Origin of the sequence: Planktothrix paucivesiculata PCC 9631, assembly GCF_900009265.2 — a bacterium.
In the GTDB taxonomy this organism is placed as follows: Bacteria; Cyanobacteriota; Cyanobacteriia; order Cyanobacteriales; family Microcoleaceae; genus Planktothrix; species Planktothrix paucivesiculata.
The window spans coordinates 24,267-37,262 of sequence record NZ_LR735015.1; the positions used below are offsets into that span (position 1 = coordinate 24,267).

14 protein-coding genes are annotated in these 12,996 nt (G+C 40.7%); 5 read left to right on the plus strand and 9 right to left on the minus strand.

Going from position 1 to position 12,996, the window contains the following annotated elements; translation table 11 throughout:
- Positions 1–31 precede the first annotated feature (31 nt).
- The 7 genes from PL9631_RS11815 to rpsP all read right to left on the minus strand — a co-directional run bounded on the left by PL9631_RS11815 (position 32) and on the right by rpsP (position 4,565).
- Positions 32–400, minus strand: a complete 369-nt coding sequence (locus PL9631_RS11815) for a Lin0512 family protein (RefSeq protein WP_083620571.1) — start codon at positions 398–400, stop codon at positions 32–34.
- A gap of 68 nt (positions 401–468) precedes the next feature.
- Positions 469–1,305 (minus strand): transglutaminase-like domain-containing protein, encoded by an 837-nt coding sequence (locus tag PL9631_RS11820; protein WP_083620572.1) that lies wholly within the window; start codon positions 1,303–1,305, stop codon positions 469–471.
- A 6-nt stretch (positions 1,306–1,311) separates the two neighbouring features.
- Positions 1,312–2,115: a DUF6816 family protein gene (locus PL9631_RS11825; protein WP_156090539.1), complete on the minus strand. Its 804-nt coding sequence runs from the start codon at positions 2,113–2,115 to the stop codon at positions 1,312–1,314.
- Positions 2,116–2,214: 99 nt separating this feature from the next.
- Complete coding sequence (locus tag PL9631_RS11830) at positions 2,215–2,619, minus strand: ChuX/HutX family heme-like substrate-binding protein (protein ID WP_083620575.1); 405 nt, start codon at positions 2,617–2,619, stop codon at positions 2,215–2,217.
- A gap of 89 nt (positions 2,620–2,708) precedes the next feature.
- The gene (locus tag PL9631_RS11835) at positions 2,709–3,668 is read right to left on the minus strand and encodes a PhoH family protein (RefSeq protein ID WP_083620576.1); all 960 of its coding nucleotides are present in this window, start codon (positions 3,666–3,668) and stop codon (positions 2,709–2,711) included.
- A 224-nt stretch (positions 3,669–3,892) separates the two neighbouring features.
- Positions 3,893–4,342, minus strand: a complete 450-nt coding sequence (locus tag PL9631_RS11840) for a KH domain-containing protein (protein ID WP_083620577.1) — start codon at positions 4,340–4,342, stop codon at positions 3,893–3,895.
- Positions 4,278–4,565, minus strand: coding sequence for a 30S ribosomal protein S16 (gene rpsP, locus PL9631_RS11845; RefSeq protein ID WP_083620579.1), 288 nt, complete (start codon positions 4,563–4,565; stop codon positions 4,278–4,280). Before rpsP ends, PL9631_RS11840 begins: the two co-directional genes overlap by 65 nt.
- Positions 4,566–4,677: 112 nt before the next feature.
- On the opposite strand from rpsP, the gene PL9631_RS11850 reads away from it, so the two are divergent.
- Positions 4,678–5,778 carry a ligand-gated ion channel gene (locus PL9631_RS11850; RefSeq protein WP_231516711.1) on the plus strand — a complete coding sequence of 367 codons (1,101 nt, stop codon included), beginning with the start codon at positions 4,678–4,680 and terminating at the stop codon, positions 5,776–5,778.
- A gap of 512 nt (positions 5,779–6,290) precedes the next feature.
- Positions 6,291–7,205: a polysaccharide deacetylase family protein gene (locus tag PL9631_RS11855; protein WP_083620580.1), complete on the plus strand. Its 915-nt coding sequence runs from the start codon at positions 6,291–6,293 to the stop codon at positions 7,203–7,205.
- 31 nt (positions 7,206–7,236) lie between these two features.
- Here PL9631_RS11855 and PL9631_RS11860 read toward each other — a convergent pair whose 3' ends face one another.
- Entirely contained in the window at positions 7,237–7,869 is a 633-nt protein-coding gene (locus tag PL9631_RS11860) for a GNAT family N-acetyltransferase (RefSeq protein WP_231516712.1), read from the minus strand.
- 283 nt (positions 7,870–8,152) lie between these two features.
- Here PL9631_RS11860 and PL9631_RS11865 point away from each other — a divergent pair, with 283 nt between their 5' ends.
- The 3 genes from PL9631_RS11865 to PL9631_RS11875 all read left to right on the plus strand — a co-directional run bounded on the left by PL9631_RS11865 (position 8,153) and on the right by PL9631_RS11875 (position 12,521).
- Entirely contained in the window at positions 8,153–11,617 is a 3,465-nt protein-coding gene (locus PL9631_RS11865) for a response regulator (protein WP_083620582.1), read from the plus strand.
- 146 nt (positions 11,618–11,763) lie between these two features.
- Positions 11,764–12,072, plus strand: a complete 309-nt coding sequence (locus PL9631_RS11870) for a hypothetical protein (protein ID WP_083620583.1) — start codon at positions 11,764–11,766, stop codon at positions 12,070–12,072.
- Positions 12,072–12,521 (plus strand): type II toxin-antitoxin system VapC family toxin, encoded by a 450-nt coding sequence (locus PL9631_RS11875; protein ID WP_083620585.1) that lies wholly within the window; start codon positions 12,072–12,074, stop codon positions 12,519–12,521. The genes PL9631_RS11870 and PL9631_RS11875 overlap by 1 nt, the downstream gene beginning before the upstream one ends.
- A gap of 210 nt (positions 12,522–12,731) precedes the next feature.
- Here the strand turns inward: PL9631_RS11875 and PL9631_RS11880 are convergent, their stop codons facing one another.
- Positions 12,732–12,941, minus strand: coding sequence for a type II toxin-antitoxin system HicB family antitoxin (locus PL9631_RS11880; RefSeq protein WP_083620586.1), 210 nt, complete (start codon positions 12,939–12,941; stop codon positions 12,732–12,734).
- Between the last annotated feature and the right edge of the window lie 55 nt (positions 12,942–12,996).

A 12,996-nucleotide genomic window follows, 5' to 3' on the forward strand; every position in this document is an offset into this window, starting at 1 on the left:
ATTCACATCGGCCATATTATTCATAAAGATATTAATCCTCTGTTTCTACCCAAACCGTCACCGCAGCCACCGCAATTAACATTTCATCATTTTTGTCTTGAAATTCCTCAATTGCCCTTCCCTGTACCACCATTCCCCCATTTTCAACGGTCAAAGTTTTTTGTCCAAAAGGTAATACTGCTAAGACTTCTTCGGTTCTTACTTGTTCAGGATAGGGAACGGCCACCTGTACTTCTACAATCATTTGATTCGGATGATTTAACCCCGCCACTTCCCAAATTCCGGGTAAAGCATTATGGGCGATCGCATTTCTTACCGCCCTGGCAGCGGCAACCGTGGGCTCCTGTCCGTGTTGATCCACACCCATTCCCATTTCAATCACAAATCGTTTTTTAGCCATGATTTTTACCTGTTATTTTTAACTGTATTTTAAGTTTATTCAGGAGATATTATACTAGAAAAGTGATCTTAATGGCTAATAGCTTGAGTGGTATATTCAGAAGAATCATGATCAGAAATTGTTTCTAAACACTCAACATTGACATTCATTTGTGTCATTTCCACATCTCCAAAAATCGTCGCAAAAGCCGTATCAGCCGCATCTCGTCCCGTACCAATTTTAATTAATCCATTGCGCGGTACTAAACGGGTTGCATCAAATAAATACCAGCGATCGCCTAAATAGGCTTCAAAATAAGCATGAAAATCCGGCGGTTGTAGTTTATAAGCATAACCAGAGGAAAACCGAGCCGGAATATTTAATGCTCGACAAAAGGCAATTCCTAAATGGGCAAAATCTCGACAAACCCCCGCCCGTTCGGTTACTGTATCAAAAGCTGAAGTATGTTGATCACTACTCCCCGATAGATAAATAACATTATCATAAATCCAATTACAAATTGCCGTAATTCGGGAATAATCGGGAACTAAATAACCAAATTCCGATTGAGCTAATCGCATTAATCGGTCGGATTGACAGTAGCGGCTCGGATAAATATATTGTAGGATTTCTAGGGGAAGTTGAGCGATCGGAACTTCATTAATTGTTGTGGGATTTGTTTCTTCATAAATTACATCAACAATGGCTTGATACGATAAGCACAAGGTTCCCGAGGATACATTGATCCTCAGATAACGATTGCCTAAAACTGGATTCAAATACTCCTCATAATAGACATTCGGATCTAATTTTAGAGATTCTTCTAATATCCGTTGATTGCGGGTTTTAGCAACATTAATATTAAAAATAAATGTACTATAATCCCTGACTTCATACTCTAATTGACAACCAACTTTGAATTTCATATTTCCCTACCTCTTAACTAACTTAAGTTGATATCGATACAACGCCACCGGATGACCACTCGCCGCAAAGAAATTGGGATCTTTAGGGGATAAATAAACCGCCGTTACTTGATCTGCAACAATCGATCCCACTTCCGATTCTACTTGATAAGCTGTGGTGGTTTCGACTTCATTCAAATAAATTTGAGAGGAACTTTCAAACAATTGCTGACTGATTTCCGTGGCAATAAACCTATCTTTACTGGGAGTTTCACTACTCCGACCGGTTACGGTGGAAACCAGTTCTACATTTCCCGGTAAAGCGGTCATTTGACGATTGGGATTGGTCGGATCAATCTTAACTGATAAAATGCCCTTTTCTCCCAAGGTAGCCTTGCCAATATTAAAGCTATTAAAAGCGCGATCGCCCACTATCTTAAGAGAGATTTTATCATAATTTTCCGAGTCTGAACCCAGTTGTTGAAAAAATAAAGTTAGGGGGAAAATCTGTAACTTAGGTAACAATTCAACCCGTTTAAATCTCACCTGAAACTGAATCGGTTGATTTAGAGATTCCGAACTATTTTTAAACCCAGGAGTGTTAATTTTAGGCGCGAGAGGAGCCACTTTATCAACTAATGTACTGGTCACATCCCATTCCCCTTCCATCCACTCAGGATAATATAAATCTTCCTTTACCGCTTGCACCATGGGTTTATGATTCCAGTTAGGAAACGCTGATAAACGGTCTGCTAACTGTCCAGCTTGAGCTTGGGTTTCTCCCACTATTAAACCTAAAATTAAACCAATAATCAAAATTAATTTTTTCATGTTTCTTAAAATTATAGGGAAAGATAATTTGCAGGGGCGAGAAAACCTCGCCCAAAGTTATAACCGTTTTCAAACATCTTAAAATTTAGATGATTAATCCTATAAACTTTCCAGAGGAATTGGTTCCCAAACTTCCCCATATTGTTCTTTTAAACCCCGCCAATTTTCCACCTGTCCCGGCTCATATTCTCCGGGTTTTCCCCATTGTAAAAAGGCACTTAAGGCTACTTCATTTTGTTCATTCAGGAACCGAATGGCGTAGGTGGTAAAATTGCCCCGTTTGGCTTCTCCGGTTTCAAATTTCACTTGTTTAATATGATCCATATTCAGATGAAATTCAAAGCCCTCAGTGTGCATATTTGCATATTTGCCCTTGGGTAATTCTGCATAAAATAGCTTTTCAATCTTTCCCCGGGCTTCTAAAACCGCCGAACTACTGGTGACAATTAACCGTAAGGTTCCTAAACTTTCACAATCTTCTAAAAACGATTTGAGATTACTCATCCTTCCAGTTTCCCAACTTAATTAGTTTTTAAGACTTAATTTTACTAGAATTTTGGGAACTTAAGCCTAAATCTTTCTGAGGTTAATCTTTACTGTGGCTTTTCATGTTTTTCATAGGCCGCCACAATCCTCTGGACTAAGGAATGACGCACGACATCCGCTTGAGAAAATTCACAAAAAGCAATTCCCTCAACATTTTTTAATATTTTTAACGCCATCGTTAACCCCGATGTTTGATTGGGTAATAAATCCGTTTGGGTAATATCTCCTGTAACCACCATCCGAGAACCAAACCCTAAGCGAGTTAATACCATTTTCATTTGACCCGGGGTGGTATTTTGGGCTTCATCTAAAATCACAAAGGAATTATTTAATGTCCGACCGCGCATATAGGCAATAGGCGCCACTTCAATCACCCCACGTTCCATTAAATTTGACGTTTTTTCCGGGTCAATTAACTCATAAAGGGCATCATATAATGGTCGTAAATAGGGATTAACTTTTTGTTGTAAATCCCCCGGTAAAAATCCTAATCTTTCCCCCGCTTCCACCGCCGGACGAGTTAAAATTAACCGTTCATATTGATCAGATAATAGGGCTTGTAACGCTAAAATTGCCGCTAAATAAGTCTTTCCTGTTCCCGCCGGGCCAATACAAAAGACTAAATCATTATTACGCATCGCCTGGATATATTGACGCTGACGAAAGGTTTTTGCCCGAATTTCGATTCCTCGCCGGGTTTTCGCCAAAACATCACGCTGAATATCTTTAAAAACATCCTCTTGATGGGTATTAATGGCATGACGCGCCGTTAGAATATCTACAGAACTAATCGGTTTTCCATCTTTCCACAATTCATTCAAAGATTCAACTAATTTTTGACATAATTGAATCTGACTGGCGGTTCCACTGATGAGCAACTCCTGTCCTCGCATGACCAATTGAGCGCCCGTTTGTTGAGATAGAATTTTGAGATTATCTTCTTGATAGCCAGAAAGCGCCATGGCACTTTCCATACTTGGTAACTGAAGGTTGAATCGCTCAGTCATTAGATATTACAAAATATGATTACTTTTATTCTAAAAATTGAAAACCAAATTACCCATTACCCATTACCCATTACCCATTACCCATTCCTATGAGAAGATGTTGGGCAAAATTCCCAGGGTTGGTTAAACCCTATTCTGCCCAACAGGAGAAAACTAATTCAAAGATTTAACCGGTCTTTAGCAATGGTTAGAGCTTCACCGCCAAGGACAGAGTTAAAATCCCTTCATTCTTCGTATCTTCGATTCAAACGAGGTTTAGAAGGGGCTGCACGGACTGGACGAGTCTGCTCTGAATACTGACCCGGGGAACGCTGATTAAAACTCTCCCTGGGTTCCCTAGGACTAGGGGGTTCATCGGATTCACCATTGTTATAGATATCCAGATAAACCGTTTCCCCAGAGGAGGTTGCCAGAGCCGTTAGAACCATCCGAATCGCTTGGATATTACGTCCTCCACGACCATAAACCCGTCCCTTATCTTCGGCTTCTACAGCTAACCGAATCCAAGTTCTGCGTAAGCCAGGAAAACGTTCACAATCGACTTTAATGGATTCTGGAAATGCCAGAAACGGCTTGAGTAAAAACCGCACCAGTTCGTCATAACTGGGACTAGACTGCGGGTTCTGCGACAGTTGCTTCGGGTTGGACTCCGGACTTGAGTAATTCAAAAACATTTTCTTTTCTCAGGATGTCACGCACAGTGTCAGTCGGTTGTGCCCCTTGCTGTAGGCGACGGATAATACCAGCCTTATCCAATCGAACTTCGTCGGTTCTGGGATTGTAGAAGCCCAGTTCTTCTAGGGGACGACCATCTCGGCGAGACAAACTATTCATCGCCACAATGCGGTAACTAGCTTCCCGCTTTTTTCCGAATCTCTTTAAACGCAGTTTGATCATTATTGATGCAAAACACTTCTCTATGGATTGTAAGCTATTTTTCAACAACCGAGTCATTTATTTGGGATAAACTTTAGCCCATACTTGCTGTATGGGCGATTGATCCCTCAAAATGACTCAAACCGTCACAAATATTATGCCATCATCTATTCTATCCCACTGGATTGACCTAAAAAAAAATAGTCGTAAATTCCTGTTCCCTGCTTTGGGTATTCTCAGCCTGATCTTGATTTTACAGCTAGGGAAATATTTCCGTACCCCGACCCCGCCGGAAAATTCGTCCTTTTATCAACCCCTAACCGAAATTCCCACCACCGCCCAAAAAGTCACCGTTGGGGTTTTTGCTCAAAATATTTATGAACTGAATGCCTCTAGCAATACCTATTATTTGGATTTCTATTTATGGTTACGTTGGAAAGGGAAAATTGACCCTCTTGCTAACTTAGAATTTATGAATGGGGTGGAAAAATGGGGAAGAACTATAGAAACCGCCTATCCAGAACCAAAAACCCTCAAAGATGGAAGTTTCTATCAAATTATGCGGGTAGAAAGTCGGTTTCGGGAACCGTTTAGATTTTACCGTTATCCCCTAGACGAACAAAGTTTAGGTGTGACGATTGAAAATGCTGTTTATTCATTAAATGAATTAGTCTATATCGCAGATACAAAAGAATCAGGTTATGCCTCCGATTTAACTGTTCCCGGGTGGAAAATAAAAAATTATGCAATTAAGACTTTATCCCATCTCTATCCCTCCAATTTTGGCGATTTAGATCAAGCAAAAAATGACTCAATTTATTCTGCGGTCAGGTTTGAAATGAACATTTCTCGTCCCCTGAGTTTCTTTACTTGGAAATTATTACTCCCGTTATTTGTGGTTTTATTTTCTAGTTGGGGTTCCTTATTACTCTATCCCATTTATGTTGATTCTCGTATTATTCTGCCCGTCACGGCTTTATTAACAATTGTATTTTTACAACAATCCTATTCCGATGCTTTACCAGATGTTGGCTATTTGGTTTTATTAGATAAAATCTATGCTTTAGTTTATGTTTTAATTATTGCTGGGATTTTAGAAACAATTATTACAGCAGATTGGGCAAAAAGTGAAGATCCCCAATCCATTGTCCGGGTCAACAAACTTGATCAATGGTTTTTAATCGCCAATATTGTAATTTTATCCGGGGGAATGATCGTATTGTTACTATTCTAAAATCAAAAAAGCTACTAGCTTATCTTTATTGCATAAGCGTTACTTATGATTTTAGGGACAACAGAGGCAGATTTATAAGTAAAGTATAGGCATTGCAAAGGTTTATGATCTTAATTTAAAGATTAAGTGAAATTAAGACCGATCAGAAGTTAAATCGATACTGCATGAGGGTGATTAGAGTATATTAGAGAATATCAAGGGTATTATCAAGACGTTCTCTGATGCTATAGCGGGTTTTTGGCCCAGATTAGTTAGAAATCAGACTAAAAATTAACTCTGCATTCGAGGGGGAAATTCATACCGCAACCCACAGGGGGTAGACTATGACCGGATTAGAATTAGCCATTTTCATTGTCGGGCCGTTAGTATCATTTTTATTTGCGATCGCACTCACACCCAATAAAGCCGAGATTGTTTCCGATCAAGAACATTCTCGTATTTAGTTAAGATTTACGGGAATTAGAGGGAAAGTCTTGTAATTTATAATTAGATGATCCTGACCCGAAAAATCAATGATAGGTTCCCAAAATTTTAAAAGATTTTCCCAGATTCTACTCAGTGGTGGCAGTGGAATCTTTATATTAAGTTTTAATCACGGACAAGTGGCTGTATCCTTGCCTATTGTTGGGCTGCAAGCTGAAAATTCGGTAAGCACAAAACCGATTAATTTTGCTGACAATGGGATGGAATATCCGACAATTCCACCCTTAGAAAACCCCGAGCTATTTATTCCCAGAAAACCCTTTCTCCCCCCCGATTTAAACAAACCAGCAAAACCCTATAATTCTTTAATTCCAGAACATTATAAAGGCAAAATAGTTCATCATATTTCGCCTCGAAATCAGGAAAAAGTTATTGCCTTAACCTTTGATGATGGCCCCTGGCCAGAAACACCCAAGGTTTTAACAGTTTTAAGAGAGTTTAACGCTAAAGCAACATTCTTTATTTTAGGTCAAAATTTACTATTATATCCTGACATTATCAAACAAGTTGTTCAAGAAGGTCATGCCGTGGGAAATCATACTTGGACACATTTGTATCCCAAAATGGAACCGCAAAAAGCCAAAGCTGAAATTGAAAATACATCGGCAAAATTACAGTTAATAACAGGATTAAAAACCCGTTTATTTCGTCCTCCTGGGGGAATTTTAGATAATGGCGTTGCCGACTATGCCCGCAGTAAAAACTATGCCGTTATTATGTGGTCTATTGACACCAAAGATTATCAAAAACCAACAGCCGCAGTATTAGCCGATAATGTCTTAAATCAAGCCCGTCCAGGGGACATTGTTTTAATGCACGACGGCGGCGGAAATCGTTCAGTAACCATAGAAGCGTTAAAAATTATGATTCCTGAATTACAAAAACGCGGCTATCGGTTAGTAACAGTTTCGGAATTATTATCCCTATCAGAATCAATAGAATAGGGAGCAGTAAATAGGGAATAAACTAATACCTTTAGGGATTAATAACTATTTTTTTTTGTAAAAATAAACGTCGAGGCTGTCCTAGTAATGCGGAATCCCAACCCGAATCAATTTCAATTAATCGATAACCCATTTTGTAATATAGACCTCGGGCTTGATGATTATTTTCTAACACATGAAGATAAAGATTAGAAAATCCCCAACAGTGGGCTGTTTGTTCACAACTGGCGAGTAACTTTTGGGCAATCCCCATCTGGCGATATTGGGGATGGACTGCTAAATTAGAAATATACAAATAGCGAGAGGTTAAAGATAATTGCCAGGGATAACGCGATCGCAAACCGATTTCTATTGTTCCTAAAATAGAGGGTTTAGCAGACCTAACCCCTGAGATCACCGCCACTAAACACAAATATTGATCAGGATTTGCCAATAAACGATAGCGTGAATCTTCATAAATGCCCAACCGTAAAATTGGATAAATCCAGCCAAAAAGTCCTTCCCGGGAATGAAAACTCTCAGCCAAAACATCCGTTAATCCCGTTAAGTCCGCAGAAGTTGCGGGCCGAACCTGTAAACTGGAAAAATCCACAGAACTCTCCGTGGGTAGGGGGTTTTCCTGTCCAGACAGGTTGTTTGAACCCGTGCCATTTCCGTAACCCAAGAAGAATCTGTTAGATCTCGAAGTGGAAAACAATTGATTCACAGTATATCGATGGTGCAATATTAATTCCGATCTCCCTTTTTAGGGTCATCGTTACAGTTTTATACTTTCTGAAAGAATAAGGGAATTCCGCGCCCAGAAGTATCAAGGTACAATAAATATTGTGCATCAATACCCTGATAGTGGTTTAACCCGTATTAGATAGGGGCTCCGAGTTAACACCAAATTTATAGATCCTACGGATCATAGCCCCCTACATCCATTGCAGCAGGAGATTCGGTGCATGAGTTCCCAGAAAAAATCTAAGCCGACGATCTTGGTTGTCGATGATGAACCCGATAACCTAGATTTGCTGTATCGCACCTTTCATCGGGAATACCGGGTGTTGCGAGCAGATGGTGGGCCAGAGGCGCTAGAGATTTTAGCGTCCGAGACCGACGTGGCGGTGATTATTTCTGACCAAAGAATGCCGCAAATGAGCGGGACAGAATTCTTGAGTTTAACCGCAGCCCAATATCCCGATATTATTAGAATTATCCTCACCGGCTACACCGACGTCGAAGATTTAGTCGAAGCCATTAACTCCGGTAAAGTTTTTAAATACGTCACCAAACCTTGGGATGCGGACGAACTCAAAGCCATCGTTAAACAGGCCTTAGAAACCCATGGGGTTCTCAAATCCCGTACCGAAGAACTGCGGCGCGCCCTGCAACAAGAATCCCTCCTCTACGCCGTTACCAATACGATTCGCTCCGCCCCCAACTACCGGGAAATGCTGCAACGGATTGTAGAAACCGTTGGCCAAATGTTTGAGGCCCGCTATTGCCTGCTACGACCCTTTCAAGATCGGCAAATGGTGGATGAATGGTTTATGTACCAGTCTGGACGGGGAGAGGTCATAGGAACCGCCGAGAGTCAAAAACCTTCCAAGCATCTGCTGCAATTATTAGTCTGGGAAACCACCGACGTTGAGGTGATTCAGGATGCAGCTACCGATGAACGGATTTTATCGGTCACGGAACGTCAACAGGCCTATGATCAAACTCAAATTCGGTCAAGTTTAGTGGTTCCCCTATTCTACAAACTCGACTTAATGGCGGTTTTAGCCCTGCATCACTGCCAAGAACCCCATATCTGGCTTGACCACGAAGTACAATTAGTGATTACGGTTTCCGACCAAGCGGCCTTGGCCCTCTCCCAAGCCCGGGCCTATGAACAGGTGCGGGAATTAGCCAAACGGGAAGCCCTAGTTAATACCATTACCTCCGCTATTCGTTCGAGTCTCGATCCGCGCACGATTTTTGCCGCCATTACCCAACAATTGGGAGAAGCCCTACAGGTGGATGGCTGCGCCCTATCCCTCTGGACAAGGGATGATGAATATGTTCAATGTGTGGGGTTATATGATGGGACTCGACAGGCTTCGATGGTCAGTGATGAATGGTCATCGGAAGCAACTACTCCCACCCCCAAGCCGTCCCTAGAAACCCTACCTCAGTCGGCCGTTCCAATTCGAGAAAATCCAGTCTTACAAAAACTTTTACGCACCCGCCAACCCGTTATTATTGAGGACTTAGATCTGCAACCGGAATGCAAGATTGCTGAATTACCCCTGCGTTCTGCTTCTAAGGCCCTAATGTTAGTGCCTTTGCAGTCCGAAGGTCAGATTATTGGTAGTATTTCCTTGCGGCAAAATAATCGGACTCGTAAATGGCAGGAGTCGGAAATTAATTTAGTGGAAGTGGTGGCCGTACAAGCGGCTCTAGCGGTGCAACAGGCTCGTTTATATCAAAAAACTCGACAACAGGCGGAAAGACTCTTAGAAGCTGACCGGGTAAAAACCGAATTTTTCCAGAATATTTCCCATGAGTTTCGTACTCCTTTAACCCTAATGATTGGGCCGTTGGAATCGGCAATTAATCAACAGCAGGATTTACCCCAAGAACAAGCCAAAATTGCCTTAAGAAATTCTCGACGACTGTTACGGTTAGTCAATCAATTATTGGATTTACAACGATTTGATGCTGGACGAATGCAGCCCAGTTTTCGTCCCTGTGATTTGATTGCTTTTTGTCATAGCACCGTTGAGTCTTTTCAACCCTATTGCCAGAAGAAAGAAATTTATTTAGAAACGGATTTAAACCATTGTCCGTTGTTGTATTTAGATTTAGAACGGTTTGATAAAATCATCTATAATTTATTGTCTAATGCCATGAAGTTTACCCCCGCCGGAGGGACAATTACTCTCCGGGTGGAACCCATGGGCAATCATTGTCGGTTGCAGGTGACAGATACTGGAATTGGGATTAAACCGGAACAAATTCCCTATTTATTTGAACGGTTTCGACAAGCGGAAGGATCGGCCAATCGTTCCTATGAAGGCTCGGGTTTAGGGTTAGCTTTAGTCAAGGAATTAGTAGAACTGCACAAGGGACAAATTTCCGTGGAATCGGTGTATGGGAGAGGCACAACTTTTACCGTTTGGTTACAACAGGGAACCTCCCATTTACCCGGGGAACAAATATTAGAAATTCAGGCGGAGTTAAATTCAAGTCGGGCGTCGGTGGAGTTTGCCGATATTGATGTGGATGTGACCGATGGGGATAGTTTTGATGCAGACGAAGGCAGTCAGGAGAATATGAATTTACCTGAAAATGTTTCCCTGACGAATTTGGTTTTGGTGGTAGATGATAACCCGGATTTACGCCGTTATGTCTCTAAAATTATGCGTCAATCGGGTTATAATGTGGTCGTGGCTTGTAACGGGGTGGAAGGGTTTGAAATTGCCCTAAAATATCACCCGGAAGTGATTATTACGGATTTAATGATGCCTTTAGTATCGGGGTTAGATTTAATTCGGTTAATTCGGAATAACCCGGAGTTGAAGGGAACCCCGACGATTTTATTAACTGCTAAAGCTGATGAAGATACCCGTTTAGAAGGGGTGGAACGGGGGGCCGATGCCTATTTATCAAAACCCTTTAATGATCGGGAATTGTTAGCAGAAGTTAGAAATTTACAATCTTTAAAAGAGAATGAGAGACGTATATCTGAATTAAATCGATATTTAACAGAGTCGGTATTGAAGCGATTTTTACCCGAAACCATGGTTAAAAAAGCTGCGACGGGGGAATTATCCTTGGATCTAAGTCCCGAACCTCGGTTAGTCACAATTTTATTTAGTGATATTGTCGGATTTACCCAGATGTCCAATCAATTACAATCCCAGGGGATTGCCGTGGTGTTAAATGAGTATTTAGCGGAGATGACCCGGGTAATTTTTGCGAATGGGGGCACAGTAGATAAGTTTGTCGGGGATGCGGTGATGGCTTTATATGGCGCCCCAGAGGAGTTATCGGCCCAAAAACAGGTGGAACAGGCGGTAAACTCGGCGCGGCAAATGTTGCGATCGCTCGATAAATTAAATCAACACTGGCGAGAGCAGGGCATTGTCGGAGAAAATGGCGTTGTCCCCGTGCGTTTCCGGTGCGGCATTCATATTGGGACGGCCGTTGTTGGGATGTTCGGATCTCAGGAACGTTCCGATTATACCGCCATTGGCCCGGCGGTGAATATGGCCGCTCGGTTACAGGAAGTTGCCCATCCCAATAGTATTTTAGTCTCTACGGAAGTGGCTAACTATCTCCCTCCCCAGGAAATTATCAGCCAAGAATTCCATAAATTAAAAGGCATTGGGGACGAAGTATTAACTCTAATGGTCAGTCCCGAACTCCCCCCTAATTTGTAGTGAGTCCTTTAGGACTCTGCTATTGTAGTGAGTCCTTTAGGACTCTGAGACGTGAACGCCTCACTACTAGGATTGCTATAGTATAATAGTGTGGTAAGTCTTGTTAAGCTCACCTGACCTAAATTTGATCATAAAGGTGAATAATTATGAATAATTCTCAAATAACAGCAACAAAGCAACGTCTTGATTTACTATCAGAAATTGAACAAACTCCAGAGGAATACATACCAGAGTTATTGAAATTTGTGCGTTTTTTTCGTCAAAGTATAATGACAAGACAAACATCAATAACTGCTTGGGATAATGCTATTAATCAAATTAATCATCGTGAGCAAAATCAAGAAAAACCGGAAAGAATTAAACAATTGTTTCAATTTTGGTCTGAATTAGATGATACAAATGAGCAGAAAGAAACCTTAAAAATTATTGAATCTCTTGAGGATATTTCGATTTAATGAGTCAAGTTATTTTATTAGATTCTTCCCCTGTGGGCTTAATTACGAATCCGAAAGCTTCCCCTTTAGCGTTGCAATGTCAACAATGGTTTTTTAGTCTTTTTGCAAGAGGCTACGAAGTCGTTTTACCAGAAATAATAGATTATGAAATTAGACGAGAATTATTACGAGCTAATCAACTATCAGGAATTAGAAAATTAGATCAATTAAAGTCGGAAATTATTTATCTTCCTATTACTACAGAGGTAATGTTAAAAGCAGCCGAGTTATGGGCTCAAACGAGGAACAAAGGTAAACCAACAGCCGATAATAAGGCGTTAGATGGTGATTTTATTTTAGCATCTCAAGCTATTTTAGTTACTAATTATGGACATGAGGTGATTGTTGCAACAACTAACACAAAGCATTTATCTTTATTTGTAGATGCGAGAAAATGGCAAAATATTTAATTGATATTGTAGTGAGTCCTTTAGGACTCTGAGGCGTGAACGCCTCACTACAAGCGATCGCAATAACCGAAAAAAATCCAATTTCCTAAGATTATATGAAATCTAATTATAAAACCTGTAGAGGCGGGTTCAACAAAATCTAACAAATCCCACAAATAATCTTTCTAAACCCGGCCTTACATCCAAACTAATCTATCTAATAATTTATGATTAAACTTCAACATATTCGGATATAGCCACAGGTTCAGGAATCGGTAAACCTTCGATTTCTAACCCTTCCAGATGAAAAATAATCGCTTCTCTAATTTCGGTTTCGATTTCTTCTAGGGTGTAACCTGTCGCCACACATCCAGGCAAATCTGGAACATAAGCAGAATAGTTCATAGCCGCTTTTTCAATAACAATTGCATAACGTTTCATGGGTTAATTTCTCCTAAAATTTTAAAGATTAATTTGAGCTTGTTTAATAATACTG